Source organism: Acidobacteriota bacterium (assembly GCA_028874215.1).
GTDB lineage: Bacteria > Acidobacteriota > UBA6911 > RPQK01 > JAJDTT01 > JAJDTT01.
Genome location: JAPPLF010000007.1, coordinates 103,499 through 123,756, shown reverse-complemented (window position 1 = coordinate 123,756; position 20,258 = coordinate 103,499). Strand labels below are relative to the sequence as shown.

The window sequence follows — 20,258 nt, the reverse complement described above, 5'->3', positions numbered from 1 at the left end:
GACCCGAGACCCGGTCCGGGATCCGGCAAGGAGGGGCGTATGCAGAATCTGGACGAACTGAGGGGGGAGAACGAACTGCTGCGCAACTGCATCTCCCGGCTCACCGCGGCCAGCCTGCAAATCAGCGCGAGCCTCGGCCTTGACACGGTGCTGCGCGAGATTGTGGAAAGCGCCCGGGAGCTGGCGGGCGCCGACTGCGGCGTCATCACGACCGTCGATGCCTCAGGTCAGGTCGAGGACTTCGTCTCTTCCGGCTTCACCACGGAAGAACACCAGCAGTCGGCGGACTGGCCCGCCGGGCTACGGCTCTTCGGGCATTTACGGGACCTGCCGGGACCGATAAGACTGCGAGGTCTTCCCGGCTATGTCGGGTCGCTCGGCATTTCCTCGCACTTGACGTGGATGAAGACGTTCCAGGTCACGCCGATGAGTCATCGGGGCGTCCATGTTGGCAGCTTCTTTCTCGCCCGGAAGGAAGGCAGCCGGGAGTTCACGAGGGAGGACGAAGGGATTCTCGTGCTGTTCGGGTCGCAGGCGGCAGCGGCCATTGCCGGACCGGCACTATGGGCAGTGTGGTGAAGATTCGACGATTGGCATCCATCTCTACCGCCATTCCGGTGAACAATTCCCTCCACGGAGCCGCACACCGTACCGAACCCGCAAAGTCCGACGTATCGGTCTCAGTGAACATTTCGTCGATGAACTGGGCCACCTGTCCGTTGGCTTCCACCGAGAGCCCGACTTCTTCCAGGATGATGCCCTCCTTCATCAATTGGCAGGTCAACTCAATCTTTTTCGTACTGAGGTTGTGGATGGCTGCGGCGGTCCGGACACCGCCCCTTCGTCGCCGGACCGGAAATAGGGCGTCATTGACGGGTCGACTGATACCTACGCCGGACACGCCGACATTCGAAACATTGAAACGCAGCACCCCGCCGACGGGACCGTCGGAGTCAACCCTCACCGAACCGGTCACCAGGGCCCCTCGACCATTCGTCGTAATTGTCGTCTCTCCCAAGGGCGCCAACTCCGTCCGAACCCTCAAGGCGCCGTCCTGGAATTCCAAACCTTCCGCCACGTCGACCAACGAGTCGGGGGGCACCGGAATTCCTTTCTGATCGAAAAACAATACGGAGGGACGCAATGCCGAGGTGGTCCGATTGACCAGCACCAGATCGGAGCGGATCGACGATCCATTCCCGAAATGGGCAAAGTCCAGCGTACAGCGTCCTTCGGGAAAGTCGTCCAACAGGACTCCCCCCCAGGGGACGAAATCGAACTGAGGCGCCGCCTGTTCCGCGAGCAGGTCGTAGTATTCCTTGGGGTCATTCCCCCGGCGCTGAATCTCCACTTGGATCAAGCGGGGAAGATCAATGTCGGGGTCTTCATCAAAGGGGACATACGAAAAATGGGCAATTACCGTGGCGCAGGGATTGGCCTGGTTGATAGCCGGGTGCAGTTCTTCGAGGGTGTCGACGATGAACTCAATGACATCGAAGCCCCTTAGGTTTCTCCCTTTGCAGTCAACGAGTGGAGAGTAGAGACCTTTCCTGTAGTAAATCGATTCCGGACCCACGATCCAGTGATTGATCTCAGGGAACTCCCTGACGATTGTGGCCCATACTCGATTTCGAATTCCGATCAATCGGCGATATTCGGGACTCTTGAGGGACGGAATGCACTGCGACAGCGCCTCGGGCACATCAATGCCGGTGATGTCGCGATGTGGACTGAAGTTTGGCTCCAAAGCCGCGTGCGCAAAGAGGGGGAAGACCCAGGAAGGCAAGGTGCCGAGTTGTGTGACCCCCGGATCGACTTCTCGGATTTGATCTCGCATCCGGCTGACCGCAGAAGGATTCAGTTCCTCGGGAGTTTCGGATTCCCGGTACAGATCCGGCGGGAGAAAGGCATGCACCTTATATGTCGGGAGTTCCCGTGCCAGAGTCGTAGGAAAGAGGCTCACTCCCAGTATTGCAGCCAAGAGAACTGTCGGAGGTCTTGGCCGTATCGGATGCGGTTTGCTGCGGGCGCCGGCTGGCATCATTATTCGCTCCTCACGTTCATTGATGCAGGGGAACCTCTCCGGGCCGAATCCCGGAACGAACTCTATGGATCGGAGTCGATCGAGGTCACAGGCGGGGCGGAGAACCACACCGGGATACCGAGTAGCGGAAAGACCATCCATGGCCGGTTGAAACACCCTGCGAACGGTGCCAGCATGCGGATCATCGTAGCTGGTTGATGTCGACTCTACAGGGGGCGTTCGTGGGATCCCGCGGTGAATCCGAATCCGCGAAAGGCAACCGGCGGCAACAGAGGTTGCTCTCTCTCGACGCCTATCGCGGGCTGATCATGGTCTCCCTCGCCTTCAAGGGTTTCGGTCTCAGGGAGACGGCCGGGAATCATCTGGCGACGAACCCGGACTCTTCCTTCTGGCAAACGGTTCACTACCAGTTTTCCCACGTCCCCTGGACCGGATGCGGCTACTGGGATCTGATCCAACCCTCCTTCATGTTCATGGTGGGAGTGTCCATGGCCTACTCCTATGCCAAACGGTCCGGACTGGGGCACTCCTACGGCAGGATGCTGCGCCACGCGCTCTGGAGATCCGCCGTCCTCATCCTGCTGGGCGTCTTCCTGATTTCCGATTCCCTCTCCAGCACCAATTGGTCGCTGATGAATGTCCTGACCCAGATCGGGCTGGGCTACACCTTCCTCTTCTTGTTCTGGCGTCGAGGACTTCGAATTCAGTTCCTTGGGGCAGTGTTCGTCCTGATCCTGACGTGGATGTTGTACGTCCTGTATCCCGGAGCCGGCGTCGAGCTTGCGAGCGGCTCGCCCGAGGTGGGGGTTCAACCGGAGTGGGCCCAGCGGCATCTGGCGGAAGTGCCTCCAGCCTGGCACAAGAACGCCAACGCCGGCCACGCCGTTGACGTCTGGCTGCTGAACCGGATGCCACGCCGGGAACCGTTCGTCTACGACGGAGGAGGGTATCCGACCATCAACTTCATTCCCTCCCTGGCCACCATGCTCTTCGGCCTGATGGCAGGCGGGTTCCTGCGTTCGCGCCGCTCGGCCCGAACCAAGCTCGGAACAATTCTGGCAGCCGGGATGATGGGTCTGACCGTAGGACTGATCCTCGAGTGGACAGGTGTCTGTCCACTCGTCAAGCGGATCTGGACACCCTCCTGGGCAATCTTTTCGACGGGCTGGTGCTGCCTGATCCTGGGAGGGCTCTACGCTCTGATCGACGTGGCCGGGATCCGTCGCTGGACCTTCCCGCTGGTGGTGGTGGGAACCAACTCCATCGCCATCTACTCGATGAGCATGCTCCTGCCCGACTGGACCGCGGCAACCTTGCGGACGCACCTGGGGCAGAACATCTTCCAGCTCTGGGGAGCCGCCAATGAGCCCGCCCTCGAATCGGTGATGGTGGGGCTCACGTTCTGGCTGGTCTGCTGGTGGATGTATCGGCGGAAGATCTTCGTCAGAGTGTGACTCGCACGAGCTTTCAGACCAGGGGCGAGACACCGGTCATGAAGCGCTCGATCCGTGCCAGGCTTTCGGACAGGTCTTCCGTCAAAAGACCCACCCCCAGGTGGTCGACTCCCAGATCCTGGTAGCGGCGAATGTCTCCGGCCACCTGTTGGGCCGAACCGCTCATGGGCAGTCGCTTTCCTGCAGGGCCGCGGCGCGGGGACTCGTTCCACCCGCCGCCGAAACGGACGTGGATCTTGTCCGGATTCCGGCCTTCGGCCTCCACCAATCGACGGAGTCTTCCGATCGCTTGGGCGAGTTGGCGGTCGTCGTCCAGCGGATGGCGCGGATTTCCGGCGATGGGCATCCATCCGGCTCCGAAGCGGGCCACGCGCCGGAGGGCCGCGGGGCTCTCTCCACCGAACCAGAAGGGCGGGTGAGGCCGCTGCACCGGCCTGGGATGGAATTCGATGCCGGAAAAACGGACGTGGTCGCCGTTGAACTCAGGGTTCTCGCTGCACCAGAGTTCCTGCATGCTCCTCAGGTACTCGTCCGAGGCGCGGCCCCGGTCCTCGAATCGGACCGGCAGGTCCAGGGCTTCGAACTCCTCCCGCATCCAGCCGACGCCGCAGCCCACGATGAGCCGGCCCCGGGAGAGGACGTCCAGGGTGGCCAGCATCTTGGCCGCCAGGACCGGGTCCCGGTAGGGCAGAACCAGCACCGAGGTCAGGATGCGCACCCGGGACGTCTGCCCGCAGAGGAAGGCCAGGGTCGTCAGCATCTCCAGGCACTTCTGGCCGCCGGTTCCCCCGGGAAACTTGCCCGTGGCGCCGTACGGGTAGCGGGTCTCCACGGAACGGGGCAGGACCAGGCGCTCGCTGGAGGAGATGACGTCGACTCCGTGGACCTCGGCGGCTCGAGCCAGGGCCGAGAGGCTGCGGGGAACCGCCAAGGGGCCTGCGATAGGCAGATTCAGGACGTACTTCACGGGGCGGGGTTTGATTACCAGGTCATGCGGGAGCGGCGGCCGTGGCTTTCAAGCAGTTGCTCCAAGGCGCCCTTGACGTTCCAGAAGACGTTCACCGACTCCATATAGTCCCCCGCCATGAACTTTCCGGCGGCATGGACCTTCCGTTCCATCTCCTTGTAGATCTCGGCCACCCTGGGGTCGTCGTGCCGGCCCGGAATGCCCATGGACTGGGCCATGTCTTCGGGTCCCCCTCCGAAATAGTCGATTCCCTCCACCTTGAGGATTTCGTCCAGATTCCGGATTGAAGTCACGCTCTCCAGTTGGGGGACGATCATCAGGTTGGCGTTGACTTCCTGGAAGAGGGTGTTGCGGTCCTTCCCCTCCTGGTTCATGACCATGCGGTAGCTGGTGGAGCTGCGCAGGCCCAGCGGAGCGAAATAAGCGAATTTGACCAGTTTTTCGGCTTCTTCCCGGGTTTGGATATTGGGGACGGTGATACCGCGAATTCCACGGTCGAGATAGGACAGGAGCGTGCTCTCGTTTCCGTCGGGAACGCGCATGGTGGGGGTGACTTCGAACCCGTCGGCGATGGTGCACAAGGTGCCGACGCGCTCCGGCGTGAGGGGAGAGTGTTGGCCGTCGAATCCGACGAAGTCCAACCCCATCCGCCCGGCCATTTCCACCAGTTCTTCGGAAGGGTCCGACATGAACAGGCCCAGGGCCTTCTCGCCGCTCTTGATTCTTTCGAGGATCTTGTTTCGAAACATGCATTTGCTCCCGTTCGCCGGATGCCGATTCAATTGGGCGTTGAGACGAAAGCCCATCATAGGGGCTGGAAGTGGGAATGGAAACCGGCGGCAGGACCCGGCGGGCGGAGTTGTGGGGCGCTGCGGTAGAATCGCGGCATGGCCAAGAAAAAAGTGTTGATTACGGGCATGAGCGGACTCATCGGGCAGGTCTGCCGGCGGAAAATGGGAGATTTGTACGAGCTGAGCGCATTGAACCGGCGCCCGGTGGAGGGGCTCTCCTGCCTCCAGGCGGACATTGCGGATCTGGATGCCATCCGGCCGGCCTTCGAGGGAGTGGAGACCGTCGTCCACCTGGCCGCCATGGCCCAGGGGGACCCCACCTGGGAGGACGTGCTTCCGCACAACATCGTCGGTACCTACAACGTGTTCGAGGCGGCCCGGACGGCCGGTGTCGAGAGGGTCATTTTCGCCAGCAGCGGGGCCGCCGTCAGCGAGTGGGAGCGCCATGCGCCCTACGACGCCCTGATCGAGGGACGATACGCAGAGGTGACCAAATGGGACTTGCTGGACACCTCGTTGATTCGGGCCAACGGCCTCTACGGGTGCAGCAAGCAGTTCGGTGAAACGCTGGCCCGGTTTTTCTCCGACCGCTGGGGCCTGTCCATGATCTGCCTCCGCATCGGCCGGGTCCATTGGAACGACCGTCCCAACGAGGTTCGGGATTTCTCGGTCTGGTGCAGTCACGCGGACATCGCCCAGATGATCCGCCGCTGCATCGATGCGCCCGGGGACCTGAAGTTCGGGATCTACTATGTGGTGTCCGACAACCAGTGGAACTACCGGTCACTGGAAAACGCCCGGAGGGACCTGGGATTCGAGCCGCAGGACACGGCCGATCGTTTCCGGGACGGCTAGCCGTCCCAGTTGGAGCGGATCCATTCCAGGCCATTCCGCGCCAGGTGCTCTTCCGACGGGAACATGCGCCGCCAGATGCAGGTGGCGGCGGCCAGTTCCGGCATCGCCTGGCCGAAGGCCTCGATGACCATCCAGCCCGAATAGCCGACGTCCTTGAGAGTGTCGAATGTCTCGCTCCAGCGGACCTGACCCTCTCCGGGGGTCGCCCGGTCGTTCTCGCTGACGTGGACGTGCCGAAGTGCGCCCGCACACGTGCGGATCGCCGCGGAGACGTTTTTCTCCTCCAGGTGGGCGTGGTAGGTGTCGTACAGAAGCCCCAGATTGGGCCGATCGGCCTGAGTGGTGAACTCGACCGTGTCCTTTGCGCAGTTCAGAAAATAGGATTCGAACCGGTTCAGAAATTCCAGCGCCAGCGTGATTCGGCTGGATCGGGCCAGATCCGCCGTCTGTTGCAGGATCTCCAAAGCCCATTGCCACTCCTCCCGGGTGCGGCTCCGCCCCGCCAGGAGACCGACAGGGGAGTGAAGCGGACCTGCAAGGAGACGGATTCCGGCCAGATGGCAGGCCTCCACCACCAACTTCAGGTACTCCAGGGCGTTGGCCCGGACGGATGGATCCTGGTGGATGGGATTGGCGTTCGGCGGAACCACGGTGACGGCGGTTCGTTCCAGTCCCAGATCGTCCAGAAGCAGGCCGAGTTCCCGTGCACGCTGTGGGTGGGGCGAAAAAATGGGAATCTCGACGCCGTCGAACCCCCAGCCGCGAATCTGCCTGAGGAGGTCCCGGTGGGACGGTCCGACTTCAGTGGTCCAGAGGAGCAGATTCATTCCCACACGCATGTTCGCCAGATCTCCCAGATCGCGGACAGTCCCGATTATCCCACCCGGCGGCCCCGTGCCGCCACCCGAGCGGGCTTGCGGGCAGGATCGGTGCGGGCGTACTCTCTCTACACCACGGATTGAGGAAATCGGCTCGTCAAATCGGTGGGACGAGCGAGCCGGCCTCGGCAGACCCGGAGAGAGGTCATGGCAAAAAAGACGCTGAACGTAGGGATGATCGGCTACGGCTTCATGGGCCGGGCCCACTCCAACGCTTACCGTAAGGTCAGCCAATTCTTCGAGCTGGACCATGCCCCCGTGCTCAAGGCGGTGGCGGCCCGGAATTCGGACAAGTTGGAGCCCTTCGCCCGCAATTGGGGCTGGGAATCGACGGAGACGGACTGGCGGCGCCTGGTGGAGCGGGACGACATCGACGTCATCGACATCTGCAGCCCCAACAACACCCACCATGAGATCGCACTGGCCGCCGCGAGCCGGGGCAAGATGGTGCTGTGCGAAAAACCGCTGGCCATCGATGTGGATGAGGCGGTCCAGATGGCGGAGGCCGTGGAGGCGGCGGGGGTCGCCAACATGGTCTGGTTCAACTATCGCAGGGTTCCGGCCATCTCCCTGGCCCGTCAGATGATTGATGAAGGCCGGCTGGGACGGATTTTCCACTACCGGTCCACCTACCTGCAGGACTGGACCATTTCGGCGGACGTTCCGCTGGGCGGTCCCACGCTCTGGCGCCTCGAGAAGGAGGTGGCCGGCGCAGGAGTCTCGGGCGATCTGGCGAGCCACAGCATCGACACGGCGATCTGGCTCAACGGCCCCATCGAATCGGTGTCCGGGATGACGGAGATCTTCGTCAAGGAGCGGCCGGTGCAGGGAAGCCCGACGGAGCGGAAGGCGGTGGAGATCGACGACGTCTGCACCTTCATGGCCCGCTTTTCAAACGGGTCCAACGGAACCTTCGAGGCCACCCGCTACGCTCGCGGACGAAAGAACAAGAACTCGTTCGAGGTCAACGGAGAGAAGGGATCGCTCTACTTCGACCTGGAGAACATGCACCAGTTGCAGTACTTCAACCACGACGACCCGTCTCACCTCCAGGGTTGGCGCACCATCATGGTGACGGCGTTCGAGCACCCCTACATGAAGAATTGGTGGGTTCCGGGTTGCGTGATCGGCTATGAGCACACCTTCATCAACGCGTTGGCCGATTTCTTGAAGGGGTTGGAATCGGGTGAGGGGACCCACCCCAGCTTCCGGGAGGCGCTGGCCACCCAGAAAACCCAGGAGGCGGTTCTCGATTCCGCGCGGAACTTGGAGTGGGTGACGGTCGACTGACCTGGAAAGGGGCTAAAAGGCCTCCTGGCCGCCCTGCCGGTCCAACCGGGCGGACAGGTCGTCCAGGCGAGCCCGAACGTCGCTGAGGGCCAGGCTGACCCGTTCCGACAGGGCCTGCAGGTTGGATTCCAACGAAACCACGGTACTCTTGCCGGCTTCTTCGACCGACTGTACCTGGGTGGCCAGTCCCTCCAAGGTCTTGCCCAGCCCGTTCAGCCGTTCCAGGTGGGACCCCAATTGTCCTTGGATCCGGGACACTCGGGACCGGAGATTCTCAACGGCCACCCGGTTGGACTCCGCACTCTTCTCCGTCTCCGTGTGCCGGGCCTGGGACTGATCCGCGGTCTCCAGATGGCTCCGGTTCAGTTGTTCCACGGTGCCGGCGAGAGCCTCCAGGGCGCCGCTCAGCTTCTCGATGTCCCCGCGGCTTTCCTCGATTCTCTTCCGAGCCTGCTGGAAGCTGGACCTGACGGCGTTCCGCAGCTTCTGGTCCTCCTTTTCCAGCTCCCCCTCCAATCGTTGGGAGTCGCCGCTGAGGCCCAGCAACCGTGAACTGAGACGCTTCAATTCCTCCCGCTCGGCGTGAAGGTACTCCCGATTCACGGATATCCGCTCCTCCAGAGTCTGGAAGCGGTCGTTGACGTACAGGCCGGCGAGTGCCAGTGCGGTCAGACCGGCCAGGATGCCCAGGACGGGCAGGAGGCCGATCCCCGCTGAGCGGATGGCGGATTGTGGGCGGGACCGGGTGACGATTCCCGGTGTCGTCGTCTGAAGGGTGGACTTCCGCGTCTCCACAGTTCCGCTATCGGGGAGTGTTTTGTAACGTTTTCCGGTTGTTTTTTCCTGTTTGAGAACCAAATATAGCAGATATCGTCCAATCTCTTGTGCCCTGGGGCTCAGGACTTGCAGGGACCGGCCGTCAGCGGAGCGGGTTCGATCCCATCAGACCGGGAGGGAGTGAAAATGAGCGAATTGAACGTCGGAATCGTGGGACTGGGCTGGGTCGCGGGAGCCCACATCGAAACCTTCAAGACCGTCTCGGGGGCGCGTGTCGGCGGCGTCTCCTCCAGGCGCCGGCTGGACGAGTCGGAACTGGAGGCCACGTACGGCGTCCCGCTGAAGGCCTACGGCAGCTACGAGGAGATGTTGGCCGATCCTGAAATCGACGTCGTGGACATCTGCACCCCGCATCATCTGCACGCCGAGCAGTCCATCGCGGCGGCCCGGGCCGGCAAGCACCTCATCATCGAGAAACCCCTCTGTCTGACGGTCGAGGATCTTGCGGCCATGAAGCGGGCCGTCGAAGAAGCCGGCGTCGGGGTCTGTGTCTGTTTCGAGTGCCGTTTCAGCGAGCACTTCACCATGATTCAGTCCTGTATTTCGGAAGGCCTCCTGGGCCGGATCCACTACGCGGAGGTGGACTACTATCACGGCATCGGACCCTGGTATGGGCAGTTCGAGTGGAACGTCAAGAAGAGGTACGCGGGAAGCAGCCTGCTCACGGCCGGCTGCCACGCCTTGGACGGGCTGCTGATGTTCATGGGGGGCCGTGTCGAGGAGGTGGTGTCCCACGGAAATCGATCCTCCAACTCCATTTTCTCTCCCTACGAGTACGACACCACCAGCGTCACCCTCCTCAAGTTCGAGGACGGCCGGTTGGGCAAGGTCGCCTCGGTGGTGGATTGCCTCCAGCCGTACTACTTCCATATCCACTTGGTGGGGAGCGAAGGCAGCCTGCTGGACAACCGGATCTACAGTGCCAAATTGAAAGGGTTGAGCAAGGAGGCCTGGAGTACTCTGGAAACCCAGTTGATCGATTCGGGAGACGTGAGCCACCATCCGTACGAACCCCAGTTCCAGGCCTTCGTGGACAGTGTTCGAGAGGGCCGCGCCATGCCTTTGACCGGGGTCCGCGAGGCGTGGGAGAGCCACAAGGTGGTGTTCGCGGCCGACCGGTCGGCCCGGGAGGGGCGGCCCGTCAAGCTGGCCGAGTTCGATGCGATCTGACCCGCTGGGCGCGGCAGATTGCTTCGGAGGGGCCCTTGTAGCGGCCCTCTTCCGTCCCGCCGAAGCTGGTCGCTGGTGGTGGCGCCGATTTTCCAGCTACCCTTTCGGCGCCTGCCGGATATGGATGTCCTGCTGGGGAAACGGAATCTCGATTCCCGCGTCGCCCAGGGACTTGTAGGCCCGGGTGTGAAGGGCGTCGATGGCCCTGCCCCGCAACTCCGCTTCCGCAATCCAGCAGAGCAGCTCGAAAATCAGTCCCGAATCTCCGAACTGGCGGAACCGCACGCGCGGCGCGGGTTCGGGCCGGACCATGGGTTCCTCCCGCGCCACGGCCAGGAGCAGGTCGCGCACCTGGTCCACGTCCGATCCATAGGCGACGTTGAGCCGGAGACGGACTCGCTGGTGAATCGCGGGTCCGCCGCTCTCGTTGACCAGCGTCGAATTGGCGATGGCCGCGTTGGGAATGGTGATTTCGATGTCGTCACGCGTCAATATGCGGGTGCTGCGGAGTCCGATATGCGTCACCATACCCCGTTTGTTGCCGTCGGTGAGCACGATGTAGTCGCCGATCTTGTAGGGAGCGTCGGCAAGAATGGAGACGCCCGCAAACAGGTTGGCCAGGGTGTCCCGGGCGGCAAAACCGACGGCGAGGCCCATGATTCCGGCTGAAGCCACCCAGGCCGCGATGTCGATTTCCCAGGTCAGCATGCCCACGTAGACGGCGGCGCTGACGAGCGCGACCTTGCTTCCGATGGAAAACAGGGGGAGGCTGGCCGGTTGAACGGCCCGAAACCGGGTTTCATGCTGGCTCATCCAGCGGAAGACGATTCCGGCAAGGGGCATCGCGGCAAACAGCCAGATCAGGACGATCAGGGTCTGGATCAAGTGAGCCAGGAGATTCACCACCTGGTCGTGCAAGCCGGACACTTTGAGGGCAACGTAGAAGCCGATGAGAACCGTGCTCCGCATGACGGGGCGGTGGAGTTGATCGATGATGAGATCGTCCAGCTCGGTCTTGGTGCGCCGCGTCAACCGGTAGAGCAGCGTGCTGACCAACTTGTCCACCAGGCGGGCCGACAACAGGCCGGCCACGGCGATCAGGAGCGCCCACAAGATTCGCTCCAACGACAGTTGGACCAGAGACTGCCAGACCGTCCTGAGTGGAATCAGCCAGTCTTGATCGAGCATCGACTCATTCTCCCTGACTCGGACACGGCGCAACCGGGCTCCCGGTCCGGCGGTCCGTTGCCAAGCCGTGGCGCCATCCGTTACCTTATCGTACCCCGCGCTGAAGCAGGTGTCCCGTTTCAGCGGACGGGCGCGGGAGTATGGGGCTGAAGATGGGCAAGTTCGCCGGATAAACGAGAGAGGGGCGATTCCGTGTACAAGGTGATCATTCTGGGTTCAGGCTGCGCCGGTTCCACGGCCGCCATTTACGCCGCCAGGGCCAATCTGAATCCGCTCGTCCTCGAGGGACATGAGCCGGGCGGACAGCTCTCCCTGACCACCCTGGTCGAGAACTACCCTGGTTTTCCCGATGGGATCGACGGTCCGGAGCTGGTCCAGAGAATGAAGGAACAGGCCCAGCGCTTCGGGGCCGAATACCGGATGGAGACGGTGGTCGAAGCGGATTTGAACCATCCCTTCACGGTCCGGACGGAAGCGTCCAGCTACCGGGCCCTCTCCTTGATCATCGCCTCGGGCGCGTCGGCCCGGCTCATGGGACTGGAGTCGGAGAAACAGCTCATCGGGTACGGCGTCTCCACCTGCGCGACCTGCGACGGATTCTTCTTCAGGGACCAGCGCGTCGCCGTCGTCGGCGGGGGCGACAGCGCCATGGAGGAGTCTCTCTTCCTCACCAAGTTTGCCGCCAGCGTCACCGTTATCCACCGTCGGGACGAGTTGAGGGCCTCCAAGATCATGGCGGCCCGCGCCCTGAGCCATCCCAAGATCAATTTTATCTGGGACACGGTCGTGACCGATATCCTGGACCCGGGAAAGAAACGGGTCGAGGCGATCCGGCTCCGCAACGTGAAGACCGGCGAGGAAAGTCAGATCCCAATGGAAGGAGTGTTCGTCGCCATCGGGCACACGCCCAACTCCCAGGCCTTTCGAGACAAAGTGAAGACCCACGGCGGCTACATCTCCGTCCACGGCGGCTCCCGGACCAGCGTCGAGGGGGTCTTCGCCGCCGGTGACATTCACGACCACGTCTACCGCCAGGCGGTCACCGCCGCCGGGGCGGGTTGCCGGGCGGCCATCGACGCCGAGAAGTATCTGGAGAATCTGGCCCATTCGGACTGACCGGTCCGCCCGTTCGAACCTTCCTTGGCACGGAACCGGCGGTTTCAGCCGCGCTTTCTGAGTTCCCGCTTCAGTATCTTGCCGGTTCCTCCCTTGGGCAGGCCGGGCACGAGTTCGACGATCCGGGGGACCTTGAAGGAGGCCAGCCGGCGCCGGCAATAGGAGACGAGCGCCTTCGGAGTGACACAGTCCGGCGTTCTCGGGACGACCACCGCCTTGGGGATCTCTCCCCAGTGCTCGTCGGGAACCGGTATCACGGCGCATTCCAGGACGCCGGGATGGGTCAGAAGCACCCGTTCCACCTCCAGGCTGGAGATGTTCTCGCCGCCGCTGACGATGATGTCCTTCTTTCGATCGACGATCTGAACGTAGCCGTCCGGGTCGATGGTGGCCAGGTCGCCGGTCCGAAACCAGTTCCCGGCCGCCGCCTCCGGCTCCGCCTGTCCCCAATAGCCCTTCATGACGCCGTCGCCCCGGATGGCGATCTCCCCCAGATCGCTGCCGTTCCAGGGAAGGGAACGGCCCTGCCCGTCCAGCAGCGCCAGTTCCACGCCGGGAATGGGGTAGCCGGTCATGGACTGGACGGCAAGGCGGCGCTCGCCCTGGACCGCGAGATGGCTCTTGGGAAACGAGAGCGTCACCACGGGAGAGCATTCCGTGAGGCCATAGCCGGCGACGCACCGGCAGTCGAAGGCCGCTTCCAATTGCTCCACGAGCCGGGGATTGGCGGCTGCTCCCCCCAGGTTGATCAACCGGACCGAAGAGGTGTCGAACCGATCCCGTTCGGAATGGTTCAGGAGCGAAATGGCCATGGTCGGCACCAGGAAAAAGAACGTGACGCCATGTTCCTGGATCAGGCGGTACGCGTCGCCGGGATGGAAGCGCTTCATGAGGACGTGCCGTCCTCCCAGGCAGGTCAGGAACTGGGGCGTCCCCCAACCGTTCACGTGGAACAGGGGGATGGTGTGCAGTTGGGTGTCCTCTTCCCGGATACCCAATGCCAGGGACACCTCCAGCGCATGAAGGTAGAGGTTGCGATGGGTGAGCATGACCCCCTTGGGTAGAGCCGTCGTGCCCGAGGTGTAGAACATCTCGGCGACGTCCTCTTCGTCGACTCCGGCAATGTCCCGGTCCGGCGCGCACTCGCCGGTTTCCATCAGGCGCCGGTAGGAGCCGGGCTCGACCCAGTCGAGGGACGGACCGGGCTCCAGGAGCAGGAAACGCCGAACGCTGTTGAGGTCGCGGCGAATCTCCTCCACGACGGGGAGAAAGTCAGGATGGAAGATGAGGACCCGAGCCCCCGCGTCGTTGAGGATGTGGCGGAAGTCGGCGGCCCGGAGACGGGTGTTCAGAGGGAGGAGGATGCAGCCGGCCAAGGGGACTCCGTAATAGGCTTCCAGGAGCGGGTGCTGGTTGTATGAGAGGAGAGCGACCCGGGAGCCGGCGGGGAGCCGCCAGGAGGAGAGGATGGCGGCCAAGCGATGGCAGCGCCGGGAAAACTCGCGGTAGGTCCAGCTTCGCCCGGCGTCGACGATGCCGGCTTTGGAACCGAATTGGTCCCTGGCGCGGTAGAGAAACCGCAGCGGAGTGAGCGGCACCCTCATGGCAGGCTGACGAAGATCTGGCGCGCCAGTTCCTCGCTGAGTCCGTGCTCGACTCCATTGACCCGGACATAGACGGGTCCGTTGAAAGGGTCCCGCCTCACCAGGTCCAGCTTGACGTCGGGGAAGATGCCGATGGAGGCCAGGTGGCGCAGGACGTTGGGGTCCTTGTCGCGGACCCTCCGCACCCGGGTTTCCTGGCCGGCGACCATGTCCCAGAGCCTTCCCACCCGTTCCAGGTCGATCTCGCCTTTCTTGGTGGGAATGGGATCGCCGTGGGGGTCCTTGCGCGGGTATCCCAGCGCCTGGTCGATCTTCTCTTCGAACTCCTCGGAAATGACGTGTTCCAGGAGATCCGCTTCCTCGTGCACCTTGTCCCAGGTGTAGCCCAGGACCTCGGACAGGTACAGTTCCAGCAGCCGGTGGTGCCGGATGATCTCGAGCGCGATCCGGGTTCCGGCCGGAGTCAGGCGGACTCCCTTGTAGCGCTGGTATTCCACCAGCTTCAGGTCGGAAAGGCGCTGGACCATGTTGGTCACGCTGGCCGGCCGGCATGACATGGCGGCGGCGACCCTGGAGGTCGTGACCAGCGAGTCTCCGGCGGCCAACTCGTAGATGGCCTTGAGGTAATCTTCCATTGCACGGCTGATCACCGGTGTCGTCTTGGCTGCCATGATCCTGGCCTGTCCGGCTGCGTCGCTGTTGCCGATCGATACCGGCCGGAGCGGGAAATCCGGCCGGCGGCGTCACAGTATAGCAGCCCGCCGGATGGGAGTCGGGCTCCCGGGGCGTTGGCGGCGGGGGCTGTGGTAGGCTCCCACCGTTCGGAGTGAACCACCGGGAGGGGATGACTGATGACCCACGTGATCGCCGTGCTGCCGGGGGACGGCATCGGTCCGGAGGTGATCGCCGCGGCCGTCGAAGTGCTGGAGTGGTGTGGACGCAACCACGGTCTGCAACTGGATATTCGCACCTTTCCGGCCGGAGGAACCGCCCTGGAGCGCTACGGGGACCCTCTGCCCGATTTTGTTCTCGCTGCCTGCAGGGAAGCGGATGCCGTACTGGTCGGGGCGGCGGGAGATTCCCGGTTCGACTCCAATCCCGCCCCGATGCGTCCCGAACAGGCTCTGCTTCGACTGCGCAAGGAGTTGGGGCTGTTCACCAATCTCCGGCCCGTCAAGACCCATCCGTCTCTCCTGGATACTTCGCCGTTCAAGAAATCGATCATCGAAGACGTCGACATCATGATCGTTCGAGAGCTGACGGGCGGGATCTATTTCGGTGAGCCGCGGGGCAGCGAGCGGCGTTCGGGCGTCCGGTGCGCCTACAACATGGAGATCTACCACGACTACGAGATCGAACGGATCGCCCGGGCCGCCTTTCAACTGGCCCGGGAACGGCGCCGCCTCGTCACCAGCGTGGACAAGTCCAACGTCATGGAGAGCTCGCTGCTCTGGCGCACGGTGGTGGAGGAGGTCGCAAACGACTACCCGGATGTGGGTTTGGAGCACATGCTGGTGGACAACTGTTCCATGCAGTTGATCTCGCGGCCCAGGCATTTCGACGTGCTTCTTTCCACGAACCTGTTCGGGGACATCCTCAGTGATGAGGCGGCGGTGCTGGCCGGGTCCATCGGCCTGCTGCCGTCCGCCAGTCTGGGGGCTCCGGCGGAGGGGGTCCGGAAGGGGCTCTACGAGCCGGTCCATGGCACGGCGCCGGACATTGCCGGAAGAGGACGGGCGAACCCCTTGGCCGCCATCTCCAGTGCGGCGCTCCTGTTCCGTTATTCCCTGGGACGGGATGACATCGCCCGCCGGATCGATTCGGCGGTGGAGACGTGCCTGCACCAGGGCCACCGGACCGCCGACCTGGCGCGGACCGGAGAAGAGTCCATCGGGACCCGGGCCATGGCCGAAAAAGTATTGGAGGCACTGGCGGCGAACCCGGACTCGATGAGCTGAGAAGTCAAGATCGGCCAGAGACCCGTGGCGGCGCCGGCCGCGGCACGCTAGGCATAAATCGACATTTATGGTATGATTGCCCTCAACCTATGCGCAATAATCCGAGAGAATTACTGTTGAATATGCACCGGCAACATGTCAGCGGCTGGCAACAGAAGGACATGTTGACGTTGAGAGGCGTCTATGCCGAGCAGGCGGTGGTATTTGAGAAGGTTCCGCCTCCCCGTTTCTCCGATTTCAAGACATTTGAGAACACGCTTCATCAATATTTCAGTCAGGTCCACGACATAACGTTGCTAACCGACAATATCCAGATCGAGTTCAGCGGCGACGTCGGGTGGATCACTTCCCAGTATCTGATGGCGTATCACGCCAAGGGACGGCTCCAGCGGGAGACGGGCCGTTGGACCGAGATCTATCAGCGCGAGAACGGAGAATGGAAGCTCACTCATTTCCATTCCTCCCCTGACCCCTTCAATTGACCGCCGGCGGCGAAAATCGCCTCTGCCCGATTCCGGTATCCCCGCTCTTCTTGAATTTCGCAGTTTCCTCGTAGAGGTCTGCCAGACGTGCGGCCAGTGGTGCCCAATCGTAGTGTTCGGTCACGGTGCGGCGGCCTGATTCCGCCAGATGAGCCGTGAACGCCGGGTTCCTCAGGAGAGCCGAAATCCACATGGCGAACTCCGCGGGAGTCTCGGCGACGAGGGCGTTCTGCCCGTGGATGGCGCGAATTCCCTGGAAGGCGAGAGGAGTCCCGACGACCGCCTTGCCGCAAGCCCACGCTTCGAGGACCTTGCCTCGGATTCCGACTCCGGTGCGAACGGGAACCACCACGACCTGGGCGCGGGCATAGTACTCCCTCAGGTCCGGTACGAATCCGGTGACGGTGATGGCCGGGTGGTCGTCCATGGCCAGGATCTCCGGCGTGGGGGAGGACCCGACGATATAGAGGTGTGTCTCCGGGATCTCCTCCATCAGCAGCGGCAGCACCCGGTTGACGAAAAACAGCATGGCGTCCACGTTCGGTTCATGGCGAAAGGCGCCGACATAGAGAATGGTGTTGGGCTCGACCTTGCCCGTGCCGGGAATGAAATAAGAGGTGTCGACGCCCGTAGGCAGGACCTTCAGTCTCGCTCCCGGTACGAATCCTTCCAGGTAGGTCCGATCGACGGTAGTGACGCAAACCACCTGGTCCATGCGTCGGCACACCCCGACCTCCCGGAACAGGGTCTGAAGCGTGTCGTAGTGTCTCTTGACTTTGGAGAAGAAATTGGAGGCCAAGCGAAGGCGGCTGTAGTGGGCGGCGTAGTTGACTTCCATCTCCGTGAGCATTCTGGGGACCCGGACCGGAACCAGGTCGTCATACTGGGCCATCTGGGGCCATTCGTAGTGAATCAGGTCGAACTCCTCTTCTTCCAGAACCTTTTCGAACCGGCGGCGGAAATCGGGGCAGTTGAATTCCTCGAAGGGTTCATAGGGAAAAAGGGAGACCGGCTCGAAGTCTCTCCGCGGAACCAACTCCAACCTCGTGCAATAGGGGCGCAACTGATCGACGCCCTCGGACCCGTCGACGCTTTCCGTGAATGAGATCAGATGAATCTGGTGCCGCGCCGAGACGCGGCTGAGGAACTGGAAGACGCGGCCGGCTCCGCCGTGCTGTCCCAGAACGGGAAGATAGGCGCTGACCACCAGAATCTTGAGGAAGCCGGCGGGCGTGGGAGATGGGGAGGAGCGTCCCGGCTTCCGGTGCACGTAGGTCAACGGCCTGCGGCAAAGGTCCATGAGGGCGCGGTCCGAATGCCGCCGGCGCGGTTCGCGCCAGCGAAGCCTCAGGACATCCGGAAGCCGCCTGAAAGCCCGGAAATATTCTCCGGGCCTCAACTCCTTTCCCAGGTGCCAGGGGTAGAGCAGGAGGTGAGGCAGGAGGGTCCTGAGTTGGAAGTTCTTCCACAGGTACCAGAGTTTCCGCTCACCCAACAGCTGCTTCAGGGACTCTGGCGTGAACAGCCGTGAGCTCGTGCTCCGGTGGCGATGGAGGACCCGGCTCCCGGCAGCCAGGAGACAGGTCCAGCCCCGCCGCCATGCCCGGTAGCTCAGATCGGTGTCTTCCAGATAGGCGGGAGAAAAGATGCCGGAGAATCCCCCCAGTTCCAGAAATCGAGAACGGCGGAACGCCGAGGAGCCGCCTCCGGCCCAGAAGACCGGAAGGCATTTCCGGGTCTGGTGGGACTTCCTCAGCGGCTCGTGGGACAGGTGGAGGAAACCTCGGCGCATCCGGGCCTGGGTGTTGCCCGTTTCCTCCCGCCTCTTCTCCGGAGGAAAGTGGATCTGGCTGGAGACGGCGAAGACCTGCTCGTCCGAAAACGGGTCCAGCAGTGGTGGAAGGAAATCCTCCTCGACGATCATGTCGTTGTTCAGGAGAACCACGATCTCGTGCTGCGCCAGGGCAACTCCGCGATTGTTGCCTTCGCCGAATCCCAGATTCGAGTCCAGCTCCAGGATGCGGATTCGGGGCAGATGACTCCGGACCCAGGAGACGCTGTCATCCGGGCTTCCGTTGTCCACCAGGATGAGCTCGTGGGGTTGTCCCGTGGAGCTCACGGCCCGCTCCAGGGCCGGAAGACTCTCCTGCAACAGCGCCTTACCGTCGTGGTTGAGCACGATGATGGAACAGAGCCCGAGGTCCGGCGGCGAGTCCGCCTGCCCCGGGCGCCGGGCCGATCTCAGCCCGAGATGGCGCGCGAGATCCGTGAGGATCAGAAGCAGAGCCAATCCCAACTGCAAGGGCAACAGGCCCAGCCACACGAGGGACTTGACGATCATGGCAGCAGCTCTAAGGATGAGACGACGGCTCCCAGTTCCCTCCGGTCGTCCGACTGTTCCAGCCGATAGGTCCGGCCACAGTTAAGAAGAACCTTGACCATCCTGTCCTCAGGTGGCTGTAAAGGAAGGAAAAAAGTGAGATCGAAGCTGCTTTTCGGGTTCATGGAATGTTCGCCCACGCAGATCTCGTCGACCCAGAATCGGATCCGATTCCCCTGTGGGCTGAAGCCTTGAATCCGGAGGCGCGAGACGGGCCCTCCGAGCTGGAGATAGCAGACGGCTTCCTGTGCAATCCACCGATAACCAGGGGGACCTGGCTCGTGGCCGTACCAGCCCCGGTCGAGCTGGTGGGAAAAGGATTTTCGCGTAAAGTCGATGTGGGACTCGAAGTCCTGCCACACGACCTGGGACGAGTCCCCGTCCAACTGAACCAGCCGGGTCTTGAGCTTGAGACGCAGCCCGGAGCGGGCGTCGGGACGGCAGAGGATGCCCCAGAACTCGGCATGGGGGTACCAACCCAGACCCAGATAGGCGGGAATGGATTTCAGGGGCGAGAGGTGGGACAACTGGTCACGATCCAGGCAGCAGGGCAACTCGTGCAGGAGGGCGAGACCGCTGTCCTCGATGCACTCCCGGAGACGGCGAGGGGTGAGCAGGGGAATGTTGGCGGTCGAACCGTGCTCCTTCAGGAACGACGGACGGCGGCGCCGATGGATCCAGTCGGCCAGCCGCACCGGAAGATAGTGCGCGAAGTAGCTGCGGGAATGGGCGTCGTAGGGATACCAGGAGTTGGGAGTCGTGAAAAGAATCGTGCCCATGGGCTTGAGCACGCGGCGCAGCTCCTTCAGAAAACGAATCTGGTTCGGGAGTCCACCCGGCAGATGCTCCAGAACGTCGAACGCGAAGATGCAATCGAAGGACCGCCTCGCGAATGGGAGCGACAGGCCGCTGGCCTGAACGTACGATCTCCGGGCCGCGGGAATCGAAAATCGGAGGACGTGACGATTCACGTCGACGCCGACGTAGTGGCCGCAACGCTCCCGGAGGACTTCCCCCATGCTCCCGACGCCGCAGCCGGCATCCAGGACCCGCTGTTTGCCCAGGTCCAGAAGGAACACCTCCTCGAATGAGCGGAGCAGGTCGAGATTGCGCTCGCGTCCCCGATTCCAGTAATCGACCCATTGGGCGACTGCGGCCGGGTCCTGGGCCCCGAAGATCTTCTCTGCCGTCTCCTCGAGGCTGGATTCGGTCATGGGAGATTGAAACTCCGTTACCCGGAATGC

At 62.8% G+C, this 20,258-nt stretch carries 18 protein-coding genes; 8 read left to right on the top strand and 10 right to left on the bottom strand.

The window, feature by feature from the left end; genetic code table 11:
• Nucleotides 1-39: 39 nt before the first annotated feature.
• Nucleotides 40-579, top strand: coding sequence for a GAF domain-containing protein (locus tag OXT71_01845; GenBank protein MDE2925124.1), 540 nt, complete (start codon nt 40-42; stop codon nt 577-579).
• On the opposite strand, the gene OXT71_01840 is transcribed toward OXT71_01845, so the two are convergent.
• Nucleotides 491-1,837 (bottom strand): hypothetical protein, encoded by a 1,347-nt coding sequence (locus tag OXT71_01840; protein MDE2925123.1) that lies wholly within the window; start codon nt 1,835-1,837, stop codon nt 491-493. The two genes, OXT71_01845 and OXT71_01840, sit on opposite strands and share 89 nt — an antisense overlap.
• 404 nt (nt 1,838-2,241) lie before the next feature.
• Between OXT71_01840 and OXT71_01835 the strand changes: the two genes are divergently transcribed.
• Nucleotides 2,242-3,498 (top strand): DUF5009 domain-containing protein, encoded by a 1,257-nt coding sequence (locus tag OXT71_01835; protein MDE2925122.1) that lies wholly within the window; start codon nt 2,242-2,244, stop codon nt 3,496-3,498.
• Nucleotides 3,499-3,511: 13 nt separating this feature from the next.
• Here OXT71_01835 and OXT71_01830 read toward each other — a convergent pair whose 3' ends face one another.
• Nucleotides 3,512-4,465, bottom strand: coding sequence for an LLM class F420-dependent oxidoreductase (locus OXT71_01830; GenBank protein MDE2925121.1), 954 nt, complete (start codon nt 4,463-4,465; stop codon nt 3,512-3,514).
• A 14-nt stretch (nt 4,466-4,479) separates the two neighbouring features.
• A complete protein-coding gene (locus OXT71_01825; protein MDE2925120.1) occupies nt 4,480-5,214 on the bottom strand; it encodes an aldolase/citrate lyase family protein in 735 nt (244 codons plus the stop codon).
• A gap of 138 nt (nt 5,215-5,352) precedes the next feature.
• Between OXT71_01825 and OXT71_01820 the strand changes: the two genes are divergently transcribed.
• Complete coding sequence (locus OXT71_01820) at nt 5,353-6,111, top strand: NAD-dependent epimerase/dehydratase family protein (protein ID MDE2925119.1); 759 nt, start codon at nt 5,353-5,355, stop codon at nt 6,109-6,111.
• On the opposite strand, the gene OXT71_01815 is transcribed toward OXT71_01820, so the two are convergent.
• Complete coding sequence (locus OXT71_01815) at nt 6,108-6,950, bottom strand: sugar phosphate isomerase/epimerase (protein MDE2925118.1); 843 nt, start codon at nt 6,948-6,950, stop codon at nt 6,108-6,110. The genes OXT71_01820 and OXT71_01815 overlap by 4 nt on opposite strands.
• Nucleotides 6,951-7,136: 186 nt before the next feature.
• Between OXT71_01815 and OXT71_01810 the strand changes: the two genes are divergently transcribed.
• Nucleotides 7,137-8,279 carry a Gfo/Idh/MocA family oxidoreductase gene (locus OXT71_01810; GenBank protein MDE2925117.1) on the top strand — a complete coding sequence of 381 codons (1,143 nt, stop codon included), beginning with the start codon at nt 7,137-7,139 and terminating at the stop codon, nt 8,277-8,279.
• A gap of 12 nt (nt 8,280-8,291) precedes the next feature.
• Here OXT71_01810 and OXT71_01805 read toward each other — a convergent pair whose 3' ends face one another.
• Nucleotides 8,292-9,074, bottom strand: coding sequence for a hypothetical protein (locus OXT71_01805; protein ID MDE2925116.1), 783 nt, complete (start codon nt 9,072-9,074; stop codon nt 8,292-8,294).
• Nucleotides 9,075-9,242: 168 nt separating this feature from the next.
• On the opposite strand from OXT71_01805, the gene OXT71_01800 reads away from it, so the two are divergent.
• Nucleotides 9,243-10,286, top strand: coding sequence for a Gfo/Idh/MocA family oxidoreductase (locus OXT71_01800; GenBank protein MDE2925115.1), 1,044 nt, complete (start codon nt 9,243-9,245; stop codon nt 10,284-10,286).
• Between the two features lie 96 nt (nt 10,287-10,382).
• On the opposite strand, the gene OXT71_01795 is transcribed toward OXT71_01800, so the two are convergent.
• Nucleotides 10,383-11,474: a mechanosensitive ion channel family protein gene (locus OXT71_01795; GenBank protein MDE2925114.1), complete on the bottom strand. Its 1,092-nt coding sequence runs from the start codon at nt 11,472-11,474 to the stop codon at nt 10,383-10,385.
• Between the two features lie 192 nt (nt 11,475-11,666).
• Between OXT71_01795 and trxB the strand changes: the two genes are divergently transcribed.
• Complete coding sequence (trxB, locus tag OXT71_01790) at nt 11,667-12,590, top strand: thioredoxin-disulfide reductase (protein MDE2925113.1); 924 nt, start codon at nt 11,667-11,669, stop codon at nt 12,588-12,590.
• A gap of 44 nt (nt 12,591-12,634) precedes the next feature.
• Here trxB and OXT71_01785 read toward each other — a convergent pair whose 3' ends face one another.
• Complete coding sequence (locus tag OXT71_01785; protein MDE2925112.1) at nt 12,635-14,188, bottom strand: long-chain-fatty-acid--CoA ligase; 1,554 nt, start codon at nt 14,186-14,188, stop codon at nt 12,635-12,637.
• A gap of 2 nt (nt 14,189-14,190) precedes the next feature.
• Nucleotides 14,191-14,865 (bottom strand): metal-dependent transcriptional regulator, encoded by a 675-nt coding sequence (locus OXT71_01780; protein MDE2925111.1) that lies wholly within the window; start codon nt 14,863-14,865, stop codon nt 14,191-14,193.
• Between the two features lie 180 nt (nt 14,866-15,045).
• Here OXT71_01780 and leuB point away from each other — a divergent pair, with 180 nt between their 5' ends.
• Together leuB and OXT71_01770 are read left to right on the top strand one after the other, a co-directional pair.
• Nucleotides 15,046-16,152: a 3-isopropylmalate dehydrogenase gene (gene leuB, locus OXT71_01775; GenBank protein ID MDE2925110.1), complete on the top strand. Its 1,107-nt coding sequence runs from the start codon at nt 15,046-15,048 to the stop codon at nt 16,150-16,152.
• 122 nt (nt 16,153-16,274) lie between these two features.
• Entirely contained in the window at nt 16,275-16,634 is a 360-nt protein-coding gene (locus tag OXT71_01770; protein ID MDE2925109.1) for a nuclear transport factor 2 family protein, read from the top strand.
• Here OXT71_01770 and OXT71_01765 read toward each other — a convergent pair.
• Together OXT71_01765 and OXT71_01760 are read right to left on the bottom strand one after the other, a co-directional pair.
• Nucleotides 16,627-18,975, bottom strand: a complete 2,349-nt coding sequence (locus OXT71_01765; GenBank protein ID MDE2925108.1) for a glycosyltransferase — start codon at nt 18,973-18,975, stop codon at nt 16,627-16,629. The genes OXT71_01770 and OXT71_01765 overlap by 8 nt on opposite strands.
• Nucleotides 18,972-20,228: a class I SAM-dependent methyltransferase gene (locus tag OXT71_01760; GenBank protein ID MDE2925107.1), complete on the bottom strand. Its 1,257-nt coding sequence runs from the start codon at nt 20,226-20,228 to the stop codon at nt 18,972-18,974. Before OXT71_01760 ends, OXT71_01765 begins: the two co-directional genes overlap by 4 nt.
• Nucleotides 20,229-20,258 lie beyond the last annotated feature (30 nt).

What these genes read in the sequence shown, in the direction of transcription:
- OXT71_01845 (MDE2925124.1), top strand. Translation starts at nt 40, where the DNA reads ATGCAGAATCTGGACGAACTGAGGGGGGAGAACGAACTGCTGCGCAAC.
- OXT71_01840 (MDE2925123.1), bottom strand. Translation starts at nt 1,837, where the DNA reads ATGCGAGATCAAATCCGAGAAGTCGATCCGGGGGTCACACAACTCGGC.
- OXT71_01835 (MDE2925122.1), top strand. Translation starts at nt 2,242, where the DNA reads ATGTCGACTCTACAGGGGGCGTTCGTGGGATCCCGCGGTGAATCCGAA.
- OXT71_01825 (MDE2925120.1), bottom strand. Translation starts at nt 5,214, where the DNA reads ATGTTTCGAAACAAGATCCTCGAAAGAATCAAGAGCGGCGAGAAGGCC.
- OXT71_01820 (MDE2925119.1), top strand. Translation starts at nt 5,353, where the DNA reads ATGGCCAAGAAAAAAGTGTTGATTACGGGCATGAGCGGACTCATCGGG.
- OXT71_01815 (MDE2925118.1), bottom strand. Translation starts at nt 6,950, where the DNA reads ATGCGTGTGGGAATGAATCTGCTCCTCTGGACCACTGAAGTCGGACCG.
- OXT71_01810 (MDE2925117.1), top strand. Translation starts at nt 7,137, where the DNA reads ATGGCAAAAAAGACGCTGAACGTAGGGATGATCGGCTACGGCTTCATG.
- OXT71_01800 (MDE2925115.1), top strand. Translation starts at nt 9,243, where the DNA reads ATGAGCGAATTGAACGTCGGAATCGTGGGACTGGGCTGGGTCGCGGGA.
- OXT71_01795 (MDE2925114.1), bottom strand. Translation starts at nt 11,474, where the DNA reads ATGCTCGATCAAGACTGGCTGATTCCACTCAGGACGGTCTGGCAGTCT.
- OXT71_01780 (MDE2925111.1), bottom strand. Translation starts at nt 14,865, where the DNA reads ATGGCAGCCAAGACGACACCGGTGATCAGCCGTGCAATGGAAGATTAC.
- leuB (MDE2925110.1), top strand. Translation starts at nt 15,046, where the DNA reads ATGACCCACGTGATCGCCGTGCTGCCGGGGGACGGCATCGGTCCGGAG.
- OXT71_01770 (MDE2925109.1), top strand. Translation starts at nt 16,275, where the DNA reads ATGCACCGGCAACATGTCAGCGGCTGGCAACAGAAGGACATGTTGACG.
- OXT71_01765 (MDE2925108.1), bottom strand. Translation starts at nt 18,975, where the DNA reads ATGATCGTCAAGTCCCTCGTGTGGCTGGGCCTGTTGCCCTTGCAGTTG.
- OXT71_01760 (MDE2925107.1), bottom strand. Translation starts at nt 20,228, where the DNA reads ATGACCGAATCCAGCCTCGAGGAGACGGCAGAGAAGATCTTCGGGGCC.